The following is a 19081-nucleotide window of genomic DNA, read 5'->3' as shown; positions in this document are numbered from 1 at the left end:
ATTTCTGGTTTTGTTTATATGTTTCGTCCTTTAATTGCATCTTCTACTGTATTTATTTCCATAAATTCTGTGCCTTTGCTTGCATCTCTGTTTGGGTTTCCGGAAATTATTACTACAGTATCTGAATCTTTGACTATTCCTTGCTTTTTTAGCAGTTCAAGAGAAGTTACTACAAACTCTGTTGTTCTTTTAAAGCTACTATCAACAAGATTAGAATAAACGCCGTAAGATAGAGACAGCTCTCTTGCGATTCTCTCGTTGCTTGTTGTAATAAATAAAGGAACACTTGCTCTATATGTTGCCATTACTCTTGCAGTTCTTCCCTTAAGTGAATCAACGATAATAGCTTTTATGGGCATTATCTTTGTAGAGTCAATTGCACATTTAATAATATAGTTTCTGATAATTCTTTTACTACAAAAAATTTCATTCCTAAATAGCGTTTTTTCTCTATGTTTTTCAACCTCTCTAGCTATTCTAGTCATCATATTAACAGCTTCAACTGGATATTTACCGTAGGCTGTTTCACCAGATAGCATAATAGCATCTGTCCCATTTAGTATGGCATTAGCAACATCAGAAACTTCTGCTCTTGTAGGTCTTGGATTTTCAATCATTGAGTGGAGCATTTGTGTTGCAGTAATTACTGGTACTCCATACTTAATGCAAGTTTTTGTTATTTTAATTTGGGCCAAGGGAACATCTTCAGCAGGTATTTCAACACCCATGTCTCCTCTTGCTACCATGATTCCATATGAAGCTTTTGCTATTTCTTCAATGTTATCAATTCCTTCTTGATTTTCAACTTTAGAAATGATTTTTACGTCAGGATTCCCAGCAGCATTTAATATATCCTTAACGTCTTGAATATCTCTTTCATGTCTTACAAATGAGTGAGCAATAAAATCAATATTTTGTTTTGCTGCAAGTTCAATAAATCCTTTATCTTTTTCAGTTACAGACTTTAGCTTAAGCGGAACTCCTGGTGTATTTATGGATTTTTTATTCTTAATTTGTCCATCGTTTTTAACTTCACAAATTAATCTGTCCGATAGTTTTTCAATTACAACCATTTCAAGATCACCATCGTCAATTAAAATTTTAGAGCCATTTGTAACTTCATTGACAAAGCCATCGTAGTTAGCTTGAAATGAGTTGGGTTCACTAATAGGTGATTTTGATATTATTATCTTGTCTTTAATCTTAACGGAAATAGGTTTTTCGATATTTGTCGTTCTAACTTCTGGGCCTTTTGTATCAATCATTATCGCTATTTTATTTGAAACTTGCCTAACATTATTAATTACTTTTAGAGCATCTTCATGAGATTGATGAGCAGTATTAAGTCTTATTACATTAACACCTGCCTCGTATAAATCTTTTATGTGTTCTGGGTCGCATCTTAGATCAGATATTGTTGCTACTATTTTTGTTAACTTTTTTATCATATAGTTATCCCTCACTATTTAAATTTTATGCTTTTTAAGTTGCAATAACAATATTTTTAATAACTTGTTGCTTTATTTTAAGTTTAAATTATAGTAAAGCATATAGTTATTTTTTGTTTTTAAGTTTTCAAATCATATTGAGATCTAGTTTAATATTTAAAATTTTAATTATTTATAATTATAAGTCTTTTTACCTTTTACTCTTTTTAGGTTCTTAAAATGAGTGTAGTAAAGATTGGCTTTACCTGATTTTCTTGTAGCTTTTGTATAAAAGCGATTAAATTACCAACGTTTAGGAATATTAAAACTTATTTTTATTTTTCTTATGCCTAAAAAAATAGCGTTAATACAATTTCTTTTGTTACCCAATGGTCATTACCTTTGTCCAATTTATTATGAGAGTATCCTATTTTATTTTACGTTATTTTTACAAAGATTTCAAATTCTAGGTGGGGGAGGGGAGCGAGGAGGGATGAAATGAATACCATTAATGTTTCCTTTAGTAAGTTTTGTTTTTAGCTTTTTCATTTTTTTAAAAATTAAATCTTTGCGATCTATGAATTTTGTCTTTATATATTCTTTATAACATTTTTTGTGTAATTTAATTTTATTCTCATAGATTTAAAAATTTTTGCTTCCTTATATGTTTTTAAAGTATTTAAGGGCATTATTTTTAAGTGATAATTTTTTGTCGAGTTATATTTTCATTTCTTCTTTATAATAAATTTTTCCTATTATATTAATATATTAATATTTAAAAATCATTTAGCTTTTTCCTGATAGCCTGATAGATTCAATTTTTTGATCGAATATATTTTCATTACTAAAGAATGTATTCTTTTCCTAAATTTATTTTTCTTTTTCATATTTTTCTGAATTGCTATACATTATGACTTTAAATTTTTTATAACTTACTATAGTACTTTTAAATAAGTTTGGAGTAATAAGGATTCATTATCATAGAGCTATTTTTAATTTTAATTTCTTTTTTATTTATTCTTGTTTTCAATGATTTCTTGGGTTTTAGCTAGAAATTAGCCTGTAATTTTTCTTTTTTGGTCTTTAATTCATAAATAATTTTAAATTTATATCTGTTGCGATTATTTTAAGAGATGGAAGCCATAATTTGATGAATGTAAATATTGTAATTTTATCTTTTTTACTTTAAGAAAAATTATTCTTTCATTGTTTATTTGAAGAATTTCGATTAATCTTCTATTTTGGATTTTTAAAATGAATTTTTAAAGAACTTTTTTTAAAGGTATGTTTATTTCACTGTAATTTGAAGACATTTCTTTTCCTTTAATCTTTTACTAAATTATGTTTATTATTAGTTTGCAAAATGGTATATTTATGAATAGTAAGTTATTAATTTTAATAAGTTATAGTATAGGTATTAGCCATAAATTATGTGATATATTTTGTTATTAAATTAAGTTTAATAAAATAAGAGTTTTGTAATGAAGAGAATAATATTAGTACTTATTATGTATCCCTATGTTATTTTTGCTCAAGTATCTGCTAATCAGTATTTTGAGAATGTTTATTCAAAATATCAAAATGTAGAAGATATGCAGGCTAAAATTAGTCTTAATATAAAGGGATTAAAGCAAACAGGTACTCTGTTATATAAATTTCCAGATAAATTTATTATTAATTTAGATTCTAATAATCAAGTTTTTGTAAGTGATGGAGAACTTTTAACAGTTTATGTTCCATCACTTGCTACTTCTTTTAGACAACAATTAACTAAGGGAAAAACAGGCGGTGGTTTTATGAATGTTTTGGGTACTGAATACAGTGTATCTTATACTAATTCTCCCAATTTAGAATCCCTTGATGAGTCTGGGGGAGGAGGAGCACCTAAGAGTTTTATAAAATTGACTTTTTCAAGACGTCTTTATAAAGGTGCAGCTACGATTGATTCTTTTATGGTTGCTTTTACAGAGAGTGGTTCAATTAGGAGGATTATTGCTTATCCTACGGGTGGTGGTCGAGAAATTGTTATTGATTTTCTGTCTACAAAGTTTAATGTTGGAATTCCTGATAATAGATTTAAATATGATCCACCAAAAACTTCAAACAAAATAGATAATTTTTTATATGATGTTAAAAAAGCTTGAGGTGTTTAACTATGGAAGAAAATGATTTCGTTAAGTTTGGAGATTTTTTAAAAAAAGCTAGGGTTGATAAGGGGCTAACTCTTGAAGGTATATCTGATGAGATTAAAATTTCTATTAAATATCTTAAGGCTCTTGAAGACTCTGATATTGAATTATTTCCAAATGAAGTTTTAGCTGTAGGATTTTTAAGGACCTATAGTGAGTATTTAGATATTAATGTTTGGTACATTTCTTCTCTTTTTAAGGAATATAAAAAGAGGCTTAATGATAGTTATATTGGCATTAAAACTGAGAATAAAAATATTAGTTCAAATTTTGAGAGTGAAGGGAATGTTCAAGGCAAGAGCATAGATATTTCTATGCTAAATTCTACTATAATGATTAAGATGCTAATGATATTGGTTAGTCTTGTAGTATTAATATTTTTTATTTTCAATTTTAATGAAATTAATGCCTATTTGAAAAAAATATTTAAAACAAGCCATGTTGTAAGGAAAAATCCAGAAGTTCATGAAGTTCCTTTTGATAAAGAAACTTTTTGGAATGTTTTACTTGCAGATGGTGATTTTTTATCTTTAATTTATGGCAACACTATCTTAAAGTATAAAGTTTCTTTTAAAAATGATGATTTAGTTATTACAGATAAGTTAAGTAATAGTCAAGATATTTTTAAACTAGGTAAATCTCGAGAAATAGATTTTAATGATAATATAAAAGTGAAGATGATTTATGAGAATTATTCTAGAGAGAGCATTAAGAAGGCTCATGTAAGCTTAGAATCTTTTATTTTAAATGTTGAATATGTGTCTGAAGCTAGTCTTTCTAATAGATTTGAAATTTTGAATTGGGAATTTGAAGTTAATGGCCCTAGGAGTAGGGTGGTTAGTGAATATCCTACCTTATATTCTTCTCAAAATATTGTGAATATTGATTTAATGATTCATTTTTTAAATGATACATTTTTAAGATATGTCGATGAGAATAATCTTTCAGGAAAATCTTTATTTATGTCTAAAGATAATACACTTAATTTAAATTTTAAAAAATCTTTAATATTATTTTTATCAAGACTTTCTGATGTTAATATTACTCTTCAAGGGAAGGATATAACTTCTATTTTAAAAGGGTGGTATGAAAAAGAAATAATGGCACTTCAATTTTTTTGGCTAAAAACTCCTGTGGGATTTGATCTTAAGGTTTCTGAAGTTTATTAAATGGTAGATAGGGTAGAAGATTTCTTTTTTAGTTTAAATTCCTGTCAAAGAGAAATTATTTTAGATAACACTAAGAATCCTATTCTGGTTTTAGCAGGGCCAGGCAGTGGTAAAACCAGAGTTATTACAGCTAAAATAGCTTATTTAATAAAAATTATGGAAATAAGACCAGAAGAAATTCTTGCTTTAACATTCACAAATAAAGTTGCAAAAGAAATGAATATAAGAATAAATCATCTTTTTGATTTTAATAAGTCTTTACATATTCAAACTTTTCATTCTTTTGGTGCTTGGATTTTAAGAATTTATTTTAAAGAATTTGATAAGAATTATGATTCGAATTTTACAATTTGGGATGCTAATGATGTTGTTCGTTTCATTAAACAAATTGGACTTGCATCTTCCATTGAGATTGCAAAACAGGTTTCGTCTTTAATACTTAGAAAAAAAGAAAGTGGATTTTTAAATGATTATTTTGGTATTGAGGAGAAGATTTATAAAGATATTAAAACTTATGAGCAAGAGAAGGCTAGAAACAATGCTTTTGATTTTGCTGATCTTATTCTTAAATCTGCTTTAATGTTAAGAGACTCTGAGGATATAAAGAGACGAATACAGAATAGATTTAGGGCGATTCTTGTGGATGAATATCAAGATACTAATTATTCACAGTTTTTATTTTTAAAAGAACTTTATAATCAAAATATGCATCATTTTATGGTAGTGGGAGACGAGGATCAGTCTATATACTCTTTTAGAGGAGCTAGAGTAGAGAATATTATTGAGTTTGAAAAGGCATTTAATAATGTTACTAGATACTATTTGGTTCAAAATTATCGTTCTACTTTAAGTATTGTTAATGTTGCAAATGATATTATTTCAAAGAATAAAAATAGATATGAAAAAGTAATAGTTACAAAAAATAATATAGGAAAGAAGATGAAATTTTTTATCTTTCAAAATCCTATGGAGGAATCTGAATATTTTTCTGATTTTCTTGCTAAAGATAGACTTGATACAGCAATTCTTTATAGGTTTAATTATCAATCTTTTCAGTTTGAAAAATCTTTTTTGAAGAGGGATATTCAATATAAGGTGCTAGGTTCAATTAGATTTTATGAGAGGGAAGAAATTAAAGATGTAATTTCTTTGCTAAGACTTTTTGTAAATAAAAAGGATAAAGTATCTTTTTTAAGAGTGATAAATAAGCCTTCTAGAGGAATAGGTAAAGCTACTACAGATAAAATAATAGGAATGCTGAATAACAGCGATGTTGATATTGATTTAATATTTGCAAGCAGAAGAGTTTGTCAAACTCTTAAAGGCAAGGCAGTCGATTCTCTTATTACTTTTTTAAATATTTATGATTCATTATATAAGAGAATTGATGGAGATTTTTATATTAATCTATCTGTTTTTATTAGAGATGTTGTGGTTAAATTTGGACTTTGGGATTATTATCAAAAATTTGATAAAGATGAAAAATCTAAAAATATTGATGAACTTATTGGAAGTGGAATTGAGTATTCAGGTGGCTTTGAGGGACTTGTATTATTTTTAGAAAATTCATCTCTTTCGCCTTTAATTCATGGAGATTCTAGTTCTGGTATACTTTTATCTTCAATTCATGGTGTTAAGGGTCTTGAATTTGATAGAGTAATAATATCTGGGCTTGAGAAGGGATTAATACCTGCTGAGATTGAGGAATTAACGGAGGAAAGATTAGAGGAGGAAAGAAGGCTTTTTTATGTTGCTGTTACTAGAGCCAAGTTTGAGCTTATTATTACGTGTAATTTACAGAGATTTTTTGGTGGTATTTTGAGAAATACAGCTATTTCAATCTTTTTTCAGGATATTAAAAGAGATTCTTATGATATTACTTTTATTCCAGAATATTTAAAGAATAATTTTAAATATTTTTTCATAGAGGATAGCTATAAGGACTTTGTTATTGGAGATAGTGTAATTTATAATGGAGAGAATGGAATAGTTGTAGATAAATGGTGTCAAATTGGTGAGCAGTTTATTAAAATTAATCTAAGAAATGGCAAGAAAGTAATTTTAAGTTCATCCTACATTAAAAAAATTTCTAAGGCATAGAGGTAGTGTTTTGAAAGATATTCATTTAGAAAATAGTTTAAAGTTAAGTTTATTGAGCTTAAGTAAAGATGAAGAGCAAAAATTTGTTGAAAAGTTTGAAAAGGTAATTGATATGTTAAATAAAATTTCTGAATTTGATTTAATAGATGATTTTAAACAAAAGGCATGTGATTTATCTAATTTAAGGGATGATAAGGAGTTAGCTTCTTTGACTATTGAATCTATTAAAAAGTTTAGTAATCTATTTTTAGATGGGTATTTCCCATCCCCTAGGGTACTTGAATAGGAGATTGCTTTGAATTTAAGAGATATGAGTTTGATAAAGATTAAGGAATTAATATTAAGTCGTAAGTGTAACATTTATGATATTATCCTTTTATATAAAGAGAGATATGAATCTAATAAAGATATAAATGGGTATATTGAATTTTTCGATGATTCATTGGAGTTAGCAAAAGAATATGATATTCTTTTGGAAAAGGGTGAGGGACAAAATTTACCTTTAATTGGCATTCCTATTGCGGTTAAGGATAATATTGCAATTAAAAATAAGGGATTAACTTGTGCTTCTGAGATTTTACAGGGCTATGTTTCTCCTTATGATGCGACAGTTATAAAGAGATTGAGAGATAATGGTGTTGTTTTTCTTGGTAGAACTAATATGGATGAGTTTGCTATGGGTTCTTCTTGTGAATTTTCTTATTATGGTGCTACTCTTAATCCTTTAAATAGGGAGTATGTTGTTGGGGGTAGCTCTGGTGGCTCTAGTGCAGTTGTTGCGGATAAACAAGCTCCTTTTTCACTAGGGAGTGATACTGGAGGTTCTGTTAGACTTCCTGCTTCTTTTGCTGGTATTATTGGATTTAAACCTTCTTATGGAGGCCTATCGCGTTATGGGCTTGTATCCTATGCGTCTTCTCTTGATCAGATAGGATTTTTTGCTCGTTTTGTTGATGATATAGCTTTAATATTAAAGTATACCTGTGGAATTGATAAAAAGGATGCTACTAGTATAGATATTGATATAAATCCTTATCCATTGTTAAATAAGACTTTGAAGAGTATTAAAGTAGCTACAATCAAAGAGCTTAGTGAAGATTTAATGGACAAAGATGTTGCTCGTGAATTTTCTAATTTTAAAATTGCACTTTCAAGTAAAGGCATTGAAATACATGAGATTTCAATAGGAGAAATTACTTATGTGCTTTCTCTATATTATTCAATAGCACCAGTTGAGGCTGCTTCTAATCTTGCTCGTTACACTGGGCTTCGTTATGGGAAAATAATAAAGGATAATTTAACTTTAAATGATTTTTATCTCAAGCAAAGAAGTTCTTTTTTAAATGAAGAAGTTAAAAGGCGCATTGTTCTTGGTAATTACTTATTATCAGAAGGCTATAATTTAAAGTATTATACAAAGGCTTGTCGCATTATTGAAAATATTATAATCCCTAAATTTAGCAAGCTTTTTAATAATTTTGAATATATTATTATGCCTACTAGTTTTGTAAAGCCTTTTAAAATTGGAGAGATGTGTGATGATCCTATAAAAATGTATTATTCTGATATATGTACTGTAATAGCCAATCTTATTGGTTGTCCTGCAATTTCTATTCCCTTTTCTCAAGATAAAAAAGGATTGCCTATTGGCATGCAGATAATTGGACAAGCTAAAAAAGATTTTGAGCTTTTAAATTTTTCAAAAAATATAATAGAGGAACTGGAATTAGATGGAATATAAATTGATTATTGGGTTAGAAGTTCATGTACAGTTGAGGCTTAAAACAAAGGCTTTTTGTAGTTGTAAAAATGATTTTGGTGGGATTCCAAATTCGCGTACTTGTCCTACATGTCTTGGATTACCTGGAGCATTGCCTACGGTTAATAAAGAATTAATTAATAGTGCAATTTTGGCTGGCCATGCTACACATTCTAAAATCCGGAATATTGTTAAGTTTGATAGAAAGCATTATTCTTATCCTGACTTACCTAAGGGTTACCAAATATCTCAAAATGATGAACCAATATGTGAGAATGGATTTATTCTTATTAAAGGTTTTTCAGGATTTAAAAAAATTAATATTGTTAGGATACATATGGAAGAGGATTCTGGTAAGAGTTTACACTTACTTGGGAGTGATAATAGAAGTTATATTGATTTTAATCGTTCAGGTGCTCCATTATTAGAAATTGTCTCTGCTCCAGAAATTAACAGTGGAGATGAAGCTGTGGCTTATTTAAATTATTTAAGGGAAATTTTTAGATATCTTGATTTATCTGATTGTAATATGGAAAATGGTTCTTTTCGTTGTGATGTTAACATTAATTTATTTATTAATGAGAATGGTATTGAGAATAAGACTCCAATTGCTGAAATAAAAAATTTAAATTCTTTTAAGTCGGTAAAATTGGCAATTGATTATGAAGAAATAAGACAAAAAAAGGAATGGATTTTGAATAGAAAAACTTTTAAGGATGAAGGCAAACATACGAGAGGTTTTGATGATAAGAAAGGTATTACAGTGATGCAAAGAAGTAAAGAAACAATTGAGGATTATAGATATATTAAAGAACCGGATTTGCCTTTAGTGAAAGTAGATGATGATTATATTGAAAGTATAAAGGATAGTAGAATGATTGAATTGCCCTTTGATGCAAGAATTAGATTAAAGAAGCAATATGGTCTTAGTGAGTTTGATGTTAATACCTTAACTTCTGATAAAAACTTGGTTAGATATTTTGAAGAAGCGGCATTAAATGCAAGTGATCCCAAAAGAATAGCTAATTGGATTTTATCTGAAGTGTTGAGCGTACTTAATGATCGAGAAATAAATATACTTAATTTTAGCATAAGCCCATCATATATTAGAGAACTTGTTGAACTTATTGTTAGTGAGAGAGTAAATGGAAAGATTGCTAAAGAAATATTTGTAGAGATGATAGATAAAAATGTTTCTCCTTCTATAATTGTTAGTGAGAAAAATTTAGAACAGATAAATGATAAATCTTTGATTGAGGCAGTTGTGATTGAAGTTTTAAAGGAATTTCCTAAATCTGTTGAACTTTACAGAAAGGGTAAAAGTCATGCATTGAAATTTATGATGGGACAAATTATGAAAAAAACTTCAGGAAAAGTTAATCCTGTACTTGCGAATGAAATTCTAATGGATAGATTAAAGAATGTGTAGTAAGTTTCTGATAAATTGTATTCCAATTATTAAGAGAGCAAGGTTTTTTTATCTTTATGATACTAAAGGTAATAGGTATTTGGATTTATATTTAAATGAAGGCCGTAACTTTTTAGGACATAGGGCCAAAGGTTTAAGTATCATTCTTAAACAGACTTTTTCGAGGGGTCTTACAGCTTCTTATCCTTCTATATTTAGAAATCAATTTACAAATGTTTTTTTTTCCTTTTTTAAAGATGCAGGGTGTTCATATGTTTTTAAGTATGAAAGAGATGCTAGGGAATTCTTGTCATCTTTAACTGGGAAAAATTATTTTAGTAAACCCTGGGAAGAAAAAAATGGAATATATGAATTTAAAGTTGGATTTAGTAATTTTAGGTATCCTATGCTTGTAAATATTCCAATGCCGGGATGCATGTCTATTAGTATTGTGATAATAGATAATTTATCTAAGAAGATAGAGTTTATGGATAATTTTGATGCTTTGACTTTAGCAATTGCTAGAAATATGCTTGTTAATATTATGTCTTATGAAAATGATAAAAAAATTAATTTCGAAATTTTTACTACTTCTATGTTTAGAATAATGAATAGATATATGTTTCCTCTTTATAAACCAGAGCATCATGTTGAAGTTTTTAATACATATTTAAAGAGTGGATATTTAATTAATCCTGTCTTTAGTAATCCTTCTTTTGTTCCTCTAAAGTTTTCAAAAGGAGATTTGGATCGGTTTAGAAGAGTTTCTTGTGAGCTGCAGTATAAATATAGTTTTTAGTATTGACAGGGTAGCTTACAAATAATACAATTGAAAAATACGATTTTGTAGAATATCTAAGCGAGGGCTGTAGTTAATATGAATAGAGTAACTGATAATAGTACAATATGGATTAAGCCAAAGTATGTAGAGAAAAAATGGTATGTTATTGATGCTAAGGATAAGATTCTTGGTAGGATTGCTGCGAAAGTGGTTAGAATTTTGAGAGGTAAGCATAAGGCTTATTATGCTCCTCATCAAGATTTAGGTGATAATGTTATAATTGTTAATGCTGCAAAGATTAAGCTTACAGGTAAAAAATATTCTCAGAAAATTTACTATAGACATTCAAGATATCCGGGGGGTCTTTATTCTGATACTTTTAGAACTTTGTCTGAGAGAAATCCGGCAGCTCCTATTGAAATAGCTATTAAAGGTATGTTACCAAAGGGACCTTTGGGACGTGAGCTTTTTAGAAATATTAGAGTTTTTTCTGGTCCTGAGCATAATCTTAAGGCACAAAATCCTTATAAGTTAGAGTTGGATTGAGAGTGAGGAAAAATGACAAAAATAAATGTTAAAGGTATTAATTTAGCAATGGGTACTGGGAGGCGAAAATCTTCTGTTGCTAGGGTCTACATTAGAGAGGGGAGAGGCGAAATTAAGATTAATGGTAAAAATTTTGATTCTTATATACAACTTGAAAATTTAAGGACCCTTGCTTTAGCGCCATTAGTTTTAACAAATACTCTTAGAAAGTATGATATTTATGTAAATGTTTATGGAGGAGGTATTTCTGGCCAGGTTGGTGCTATTAGGCATGGGATTGCAAGGGCTCTTTTTGAGCTTGATGAGGAAAATAAAATAGTTCTTAAATCTAATGGGCTTTTAACAAGAGATTCAAGAAGAGTTGAGCGCAAGAAATTTGGCAGAAAGAAAGCTAGAAAAAGCTTTCAATTTTCAAAAAGATGATAATTTTGTTTTAAGTAAAAAGCCCTCAATATGGGCTTTTTATTTTTACTTAATGGAATAAAAAACATCTTTACCATGATATTCAGCAATGCTGCCTAGTTCTTCTTCTATTCTTAAAAGTTGGTTATACTTAGCTATCCTGTCTGTTCTTGATAAAGAGCCTGTTTTAATCTGCCCTACTCCAAGTGCAACAACAAGATCAGCTATTGTTGTATCTTCTGTCTCTCCTGAACGATGTGAAACTATTGCAGTATACCCTGCTTTTTTTGCCATTTCAACAGCTTCAAAGGTCTCAGTCAATGTCCCAATTTGATTTACTTTAACAAGAATTGAATTTGCTACTTTCATTTCAATTCCCTTTTTAAGAAAGGATGTATTTGTTACAAATAAGTCGTCTCCAACAAGTTGAACTTTATTTCCTATCTTATCTGTGAGTTTTTTCCATCCATCCCAATCTTCTTCAGCCATTCCATCTTCAATTGATATAATAGGATATTTTTCTACCCATTTTTCCCAATATTTAACCATTTCTTCAGAAGTAAGTTCTTCCTTGGTTGACCATTTAAATACATATTTTTTTGTCTTTGAATCGTAAAGCTCAGATGTGGCAGGATCAAGAGCAATTGCGATCTCTTCACCAGGCTTATATCCTGCTTCTTTTATGGCTTCCATGATAATTTCACAAGCTTCTTCGTTTGATTTTAAGTTTGGAGCAAATCCGCCCTCGTCTCCTACAGAGGTTGAATAACCTTTTTTGCTTAAAATGCCCTTAAGGATATGAAAAACTTCTGCTGACATTCTTATTGCATCACTAAAAGTTTTTGCTCCAACTGGCATTATCATAAATTCTTGAAAATCTACAGAATTATCAGAGTGAGCTCCGCCGTTAATAATGTTACACATGGGCGTAGGTAAAATATTAGCCTTATAGGCTCCAAGGTATTGGTAAACCTTAAGTCCAACATAAGCAGCTGCTGCTTTAGCTGTGGCCATTGAGACAGCAAGTATAGCATTAGCGCCAAGTTTTGATTTAGTAGGTGTACCGTCAAGCTCAAGCATTTTTCTGTCGATTTCAACTTGATTTAAAGCACTCATTCCTTCAAGTTCTGGAGATATAATATTTGTTATATTTTCAACTGCCTTGAGTACTCCTTTACCCATATAAACAGATTTATTGCCGTCTCGTAATTCAACAGCCTCATTTATTCCTGTTGAAGCGCCTGATGGAACAGCTGCTCTACCAAGAGAACCATCTTCAAGTATTACATCTGCTTCAACTGTTGGATTTCCTCTAGAATCAATTATTTGCCTAGCTTTTATTTCATAAATATGAAAGCCCATTTTGTAACTCCTTATTATTAACATTTTTATTTACTTTAATATATGTTTTTAGTATAATAATAAATAAAATAAATGTGTAGTATTTATAAAAAGAATTGTGTATTAGTTTATTAACTTAAATTATGAAAACAGTTTTAAGATTTTTATTGTGTTTTATATTTTTCTTTTTTAATTTTAATACTAATTCTTTACAAGGTTATGTTGTTGAAAATTTCAATTTATCTTTAATTGAATTTTTGGAAGTTTCAACAAGAAAAGATAATTTAACACCAATGGTTGATTCTAAAAGGGTTATTATGTTTTATCCTTCGGATAGAAGTATTAGGAAAGTCTTTGCTGTTTTTGATTTTGATGGTTATTCAAAAAAATATTTGTTTCAAAAGAATAAATATGGTCTTTTTTTTGTAAAAGTAAATCTTCCTCATGGGCTTGAGAGAATTAAATATAAACTTATTGTGGATGGAATTTGGACAAATGATGAATACAATAAAAATATAGTTTATGATAAAGATTTAATACCATTTTCTGTGATTGATATTTCAGTTATAAATAACAGCTATATTTCTTTAAGAAATCCAATTGATTCTTCTAATAAAAGGGAAGTTGAAATTTTTTATATAGGCCGTCCTGGACAGTTTGTCACAATAGCTGGAAATTTTAATAATTTTAATCCATTTTTAAACAGGTTGACTGAACATGAACATAATCAAGGTGTATATACTATTAAGCTGAAAGACCTACCTAAAGGTAGAATTTATTATTATTTTGTTGATTCTGGAAATAAAGTTATAGATAAGAATAATGTTAATAGAACTAATTTATATTTTGTTAAGGGGATTGGTAATAAGATAGATTTTGAAGTTTCATATTTTGATAATTAGTAGTTTGTGTTTTTATTTATAAATAATTGTATTAATCTACATCTACCTAAAGCAAAATTAACAATACTTTCAGTAAGGCATATGTGTGCCCTTGCTTTTTTTTGGTAAATTTTTATTTATTTATTAAGTTGTTCATTTCATCAAAAAGATATTTAGATACAAAGTGATCTTTTTCTATTTCCTCAAGGGCTATGCTCTCTTTTGTTGAATTTGTATTTCGAATACTTGATAATGATGGCTCATCAAGTTTTATGGTTTTATTTTTTCTTTTTTCGGGATCAATCTCAGGAATGGATGCTATTAGCGTTTTGGTATATGGATGGATAGGATTTGAAAATAGTATATCTCTAGGTGCAACTTCTAATATGACTCCCAAATACATTACAGCAATTTTGTCACTCATGTATTTTACTACTGCTAGGTCATGGGAGATAAAGAGATAAGATAAATTTAATTCTCTTTGTAGAGTTTTAAGTAAATTTAAAATTTGCGCTCTTATTGATACATCTAAAGCCGATACGGCTTCATCTAGTAGTAAAAGCTTAGGACTTAATGCTAGTGCTCTTGCTATTCCTATTCTTTGTCTTTGCCCTCCTGAAAATTCGTGTGGATACCTAGATAGCATACTTTTTTCAAGTTCGGTAATATCCATTAGTTCATTTACTCTCTTATCTATTTCTTGTTTTGTTTTTGGAAGAATTTTGTTTTCATTATAAATAACTAGTGGCTCTGCTATTATTTCTTTTATTGTCATCCTTGGGTTAAGAGAAGTATGAGGGTCTTGAAATACCATTTGCATGTCTTTTTTTGTCTTCAAAAGTTCTCTTTTGGGAAGTTTGGTGATATCTTTTCCATTAAAATATATGCTACCAGATGTTGGTGTGTAGAGTTGCATTATTGATCTGAGAGTTGTTGATTTTCCGCATCCAGATTCTCCAACGAGTCCTAATGTTTTATTACGCTCAACTTCAAAACTGATGCCATTTACAGCATTTATCTTGCGCTTATTTTTCCAAAATAAAAAGTCTTCTCCAATTGTAAATGTTTGTACTAAGTTTTCTACTTTAAGAATTATGTCTTTCTCACTATTCATTTAAAGCTCCTCAATATTATTTGTACTTGATGCGATAGAGTTTAATTTAATTGAGTAAAGTTTCTCATTTGGATTTTGATCCAGAGTAAGTATTGATTTTAAAAGTCCGATTGTATATGGATGTTTAGGGTTTTTAAATATTTCTATTACTGTTCCTTCTTCAACAAATTTACCTTGGTACATTACAGATACCGTATCGCAAATTTCTGCAACTACTGCTAAATCATGAGTTATTAGTATTGTTGAAGTATTGAATTTTTTAGATAAACTTTTAATGAGTAATAGTATTTGTTCTTGAATTGTAACATCAAGGGCTGTAGTAGGTTCATCTGCTATTAATAAAGAGGGACGACAACTTAAAGCCATTGCGATCATAACTCTTTGTCTCATTCCTCCTGAAAATTGATGAGGATAATGTGATATTCTCTCTTCTGCATTCATAACACCAACAGTTTTTAGCATTTCTATTGCCTTTTTCTTTGCTGTATATTTGTCTAGTTTTTGATGCAACATTATTGTTTCTTCAATTTGTGTTGATATTCTTAAGTATGGATTTAAAGAAGTCATTGGATCTTGAAATACCATGGCTATTTTATTGCCTCTAATACTTTGGAGTTCTTTTTCGCTAAGTTTAAGCAAATCTTTTCCTTCAAATAGTATTTCACCTTCTTTGTATACTGTTGTCATTTCAGGCAGTAGCTTTAGTATGGCCATGCTTGTAACAGATTTTCCGCTACCAGACTCTCCTACAATAGCTCTAATTTCTCCTCTTTTCATTTTTAAGTTTATGTTGTTTACAGGGTATATTGTTGTGTGCTTTAACTTAAACTCAATTGCTAAGTTTTTGATCTCCAATATGTAATCTTCTTTCATTCAATTTTCTCCTAAAGGTTATCCTTCGGATCAAATGCATCTCTTAATCCGTCGCCTAGAAAATTCATAAATAGTAAGAATATTGTCATGACTGTTGCAGGAATAAAGATTTTCCATGGATATTCAATAAATGTAGGAATTCCATTTTTTACTAACTCTCCCCAACTGGTCATTGGTGCTGATATTCCAAGTCCTAGAAAAGATAAAAATGATTCAACCATAATAAACCCTGGAACATTCATTGTTGTAATTATTGCTATCATACCAAGGCTATTGGGGATTAAATGATTAGATATCATTCTCTTATTTGTTGCTCCTAATGTCCTAGCTACTTGTATAAATTCAGATTTTGAAAGTGATTGTATTTGTCCTCTAACTATTCTGGCAAGTGATAGCCATGAAATAATGCTAATTGCAATAAATAATCCTATTATGTTTCTTTCCATAACAGTCATTAATGTTATTATGACAAGTAGAGATGGCAAAACATAAAGGATTTCTATTATTTTAGTTATTATTTTATCTGAAATACCACCAAAAAAACCTGCTATTGCCCCTATTATTGTTCCTATTATCATTGATATGAATGCCCCAATGAACCCCACAGATATTGATATTTGACTTCCTTGTATTATTCTTGCAAGTAGGTCTCTTCCAAGGCTGTCTGTTCCTAATATGTATATTCTTTTGTGTATTTTAGTATCTATACCGTCAATTTTTTGAACTTCTGTTTCTATTCTTTCTTTTATTTTTTCTAGTTTAGCCTTTTCTTCTTCTTTGAGTTCTCGTTTTTCTTTTTTTGCTAATTTTTTTATGAAATTAAGTTCTTTATTGTACCATAATTCTCCAGCATGCCTAAAAGATGGAGGGAGATCTGCATGTTCGACCACTTGAGTGTAATATTTGTATATTGGTAAGATTGGTTGTAATATTGCAATTACTATGTAAAATCCAATAATAAATATGCTTATGAATGCAAGCTTATTTTCTTTAAATCTTAACCAAGCTCTTTTATTAGATGTATGAGATTCAAATGAGATGTTTTTTTGTTCGTAGTTGCTCATTTTGTTGCCTCCTTCCTTCCTATACTCTTGGGTCAAGTCTTTTGTAAGCAATATCTGATACTAAAATGGACACTAGCAGTATGGTTGAATAGGCTAAGACGGAGCCCATTAGTAGTGGATAGTCTCTATTTAGTGATGATTCTACTGTAACCATACCTAATCCTGCTATTCTAAATATTTGTTCGATAACCATACTACCGGAAATTATTCCAGCAAAAATAGGTCCCATGTAACTTATTAGAGGAAGTATGGCTCCTATTAATACATGTTTCCTAATTATTACATTAAAGCTTAAGCCTTTAGCTCTTGCTGTTCTTACAAAATCGCTATTTAATATCTCTAACATAGAACCTCTAAGTATTCTTGTAAAGATAGCTGTATATGGCAAACTGAGTGTTATTATTGGCATAACTAAATTTGTAAGACCACCGCGTTCTGTAATCCAGCCAGAGGTATAAAATATTCCTAATTTGACGGATAAAAAATATTGTAAAATGGGGCCAGTGACAAAAGTAGGCACAGAAATTCCAAATATTGCTATTACTCTTATTATATAATCAATGCGAGTATTTTTTTTAATAGCGGAGATTGTTCCAAATAAAATTCCAAGTATCAGAGACAGCATTAAGGTTATTATTCCAATTATAAATGATTTAGGCATTCCTAATTTTATATATTGATTTACACTTAAATCTTTCTTTTTTAATGACGGACCTAAATCTCCTTTTAAAACATTTGTGATGTAGTAGTAAGCTTGAAGATAAAAAGGTTTGTCAAGATGATATTTTTGCATTAATTTTTCTTTTACCTGAGGATCGATAGGTTTTTCAGAATCAAATGGATTCCCAGGAGCAAGTCTCATTATTAAAAAGCATAAAAAAATTATTACTATTAGAGTTGGGATTGTTTCTAATAGTTTTTGTATGGTGAATCTTAGCATAATTGCTCCTTATTTCAACAATAGGGTTATTAATCTACATAATTAATTATTCTAACACATAATATTAAATATTATTTAGAATATTAATGTTTGTTTTTATTATTTTATAAATAAATATTGATTTATGTTATATATTCTAGTTATATTTTTTAGTTGTTTTTGTTTATTAAATTTTGCTTAGCTTTTTAGTTGGTTTTAATTCTTTTAGATAGGCTATTTCTGTTGAAGTTGAAAAGGTTTTCCATCTATCATTTCTGAAGAGATAATATGATTTAGGTATTGTAATAGGGGCAACAGGGAAGTCTTTTTCTATTATGATTTCTTCGGCTTTTCTTAAGATATCTTGTCTTTTAATTGGATCTTGTTCAAGGTCAGATTGTTTTATTAAAGAGTCATATTCTTTGTTTGAATAACCAAATGCACCAAAAGTGTGATTTTCTGTTATAAACAGACTTTCAAGAAATGTTAGTGGATCTAAATAATCACCTGACCATCCCATGTCTGAAATTTGATAGTTGCCCATTTTTCTACTGTTTAAGAATGTGGTCCACTCTTCAGATTCAATTTCTAAGTTAATGTTTAATATTTTTTTAAATTGTTCTTGTAAAAACTCTGCTGTTATTCCCATTCCATCCTGCTTTGAAATTTTGTATTTAAGAGTAGGGAAGTCCTTACCGTTAGGATAGCCAGCCTCAGTTAATAGTTGTTTAGCTCTTTCAGGATCAAATAGTATAAGTTCTTTGCCATAAGAATAATTTTCAAAAGGTGGAGTTAAGTTTCTTGTTGGGTCTGATTGATTTTTTAGAATTATCTTATTTAATGATTCTCTATCAATAGCAAGAGTTAGGGCTTCTCTAATCTTTGGATTATCAAGTGGTTTAACAGTGGTATTAAATGATAAGTAACTTGCGGCATTGTAGGGATGAGAGTAGTAATCATCTCTAAGTCTAGCTTCATCAAACTTATCTCTTCCTATTGATGTAAGGAAGTCAAGTTCATCATTTATATACATATTATAAGCAGTATTTGCATTTGTTGTATAAAAAATAATTTCATTTATTTCAACATTGCTAGCATTGTAGTATTT

17 protein-coding genes are annotated in these 19081 nt (G+C 29.1%); 10 read left to right on the top strand and 7 right to left on the bottom strand.

Translation table 11 applies throughout. The annotated features are described in order from the left end of the window. Positions 1-14 precede the first annotated feature (14 nt). Entirely contained in the window at positions 15-1448 is a 1434-nt protein-coding gene (pyk, locus tag F0310_RS01695; protein ID WP_182117242.1) for a pyruvate kinase, read from the bottom strand. 1460 nt (positions 1449-2908) lie between these two features. Here pyk and F0310_RS01690 point away from each other — a divergent pair. From F0310_RS01690 to rpsI, 9 genes are all read left to right on the top strand, one after another. Beyond that, entirely contained in the window at positions 2909-3571 is a 663-nt protein-coding gene (locus F0310_RS01690) for a LolA family protein (protein ID WP_182117241.1), read from the top strand. 11 nt (positions 3572-3582) lie between these two features. Further along, positions 3583-4785, top strand: a complete 1203-nt coding sequence (locus tag F0310_RS01685; RefSeq protein WP_182117240.1) for a helix-turn-helix domain-containing protein — start codon at positions 3583-3585, stop codon at positions 4783-4785. After that, on the top strand, positions 4786-6885 hold the full coding sequence (locus F0310_RS01680) for an ATP-dependent helicase (protein ID WP_182117239.1): 2100 nt from the start codon (positions 4786-4788) through the stop codon (positions 6883-6885). It abuts the gene before it with no gap. 10 nt (positions 6886-6895) lie between these two features. Then, positions 6896-7171 carry an Asp-tRNA(Asn)/Glu-tRNA(Gln) amidotransferase subunit GatC gene (gene gatC, locus F0310_RS01675; protein ID WP_182117238.1) on the top strand — a complete coding sequence of 92 codons (276 nt, stop codon included), beginning with the start codon at positions 6896-6898 and terminating at the stop codon, positions 7169-7171. Positions 7172-7195: 24 nt separating this feature from the next. Next, positions 7196-8626, top strand: coding sequence for an Asp-tRNA(Asn)/Glu-tRNA(Gln) amidotransferase subunit GatA (gene gatA, locus F0310_RS01670; RefSeq protein WP_476577987.1), 1431 nt, complete (start codon positions 7196-7198; stop codon positions 8624-8626). After that, positions 8616-10073, top strand: a complete 1458-nt coding sequence (gene gatB / locus F0310_RS01665; protein WP_182117236.1) for an Asp-tRNA(Asn)/Glu-tRNA(Gln) amidotransferase subunit GatB — start codon at positions 8616-8618, stop codon at positions 10071-10073. The genes gatA and gatB overlap by 11 nt, the downstream gene beginning before the upstream one ends. Continuing rightward, positions 10066-10851 carry a hypothetical protein gene (locus F0310_RS01660; RefSeq protein ID WP_182117235.1) on the top strand — a complete coding sequence of 262 codons (786 nt, stop codon included), beginning with the start codon at positions 10066-10068 and terminating at the stop codon, positions 10849-10851. The genes gatB and F0310_RS01660 overlap by 8 nt, the downstream gene beginning before the upstream one ends. 78 nt (positions 10852-10929) lie before the next feature. Next, on the top strand, positions 10930-11379 hold the full coding sequence (rplM, locus tag F0310_RS01655) for a 50S ribosomal protein L13 (RefSeq protein ID WP_182117234.1): 450 nt from the start codon (positions 10930-10932) through the stop codon (positions 11377-11379). 12 nt (positions 11380-11391) lie between these two features. Beyond that, positions 11392-11802, top strand: coding sequence for a 30S ribosomal protein S9 (rpsI, locus tag F0310_RS01650; RefSeq protein WP_182117233.1), 411 nt, complete (start codon positions 11392-11394; stop codon positions 11800-11802). A gap of 45 nt (positions 11803-11847) precedes the next feature. On the opposite strand, the gene eno is transcribed toward rpsI, so the two are convergent. After that, a complete protein-coding gene (eno, locus tag F0310_RS01645; protein ID WP_182117232.1) occupies positions 11848-13143 on the bottom strand; it encodes a phosphopyruvate hydratase in 1296 nt (431 codons plus the stop codon). A 122-nt stretch (positions 13144-13265) separates the two neighbouring features. On the opposite strand from eno, the gene F0310_RS01640 reads away from it, so the two are divergent. Continuing rightward, on the top strand, positions 13266-14024 hold the full coding sequence (locus tag F0310_RS01640; protein WP_232535932.1) for an early set domain-containing protein: 759 nt from the start codon (positions 13266-13268) through the stop codon (positions 14022-14024). Between the two features lie 112 nt (positions 14025-14136). Here the strand turns inward: F0310_RS01640 and F0310_RS01635 are convergent, their stop codons facing one another. From F0310_RS01635 to F0310_RS01615, 5 genes are all read right to left on the bottom strand, one after another. Then, positions 14137-15117: an ABC transporter ATP-binding protein gene (locus F0310_RS01635; RefSeq protein ID WP_182117231.1), complete on the bottom strand. Its 981-nt coding sequence runs from the start codon at positions 15115-15117 to the stop codon at positions 14137-14139. After that, entirely contained in the window at positions 15118-15990 is an 873-nt protein-coding gene (locus tag F0310_RS01630) for an ABC transporter ATP-binding protein (RefSeq protein WP_182117230.1), read from the bottom strand. Between the two features lie 11 nt (positions 15991-16001). Further along, complete coding sequence (locus F0310_RS01625; RefSeq protein WP_182117229.1) at positions 16002-17054, bottom strand: ABC transporter permease; 1053 nt, start codon at positions 17052-17054, stop codon at positions 16002-16004. A 19-nt stretch (positions 17055-17073) separates the two neighbouring features. After that, a complete protein-coding gene (locus F0310_RS01620) occupies positions 17074-17994 on the bottom strand; it encodes an ABC transporter permease (RefSeq protein WP_182117228.1) in 921 nt (306 codons plus the stop codon). Between the two features lie 166 nt (positions 17995-18160). After that, a partial coding sequence (locus F0310_RS01615; RefSeq protein WP_182117227.1) for a peptide ABC transporter substrate-binding protein occupies positions 18161-19081 on the bottom strand: 921 nt, incomplete at its 5' end.

The sequence above is a fragment of the Borrelia sp. A-FGy1 genome (assembly GCF_014084025.1).
In the GTDB taxonomy this organism is placed as follows: Bacteria; Spirochaetota; Spirochaetia; order Borreliales; family Borreliaceae; genus Borrelia.
The sequence above is the reverse complement of the archived record's forward strand: the minus strand, read 5'-3'. Positions and strand labels throughout refer to the sequence as shown.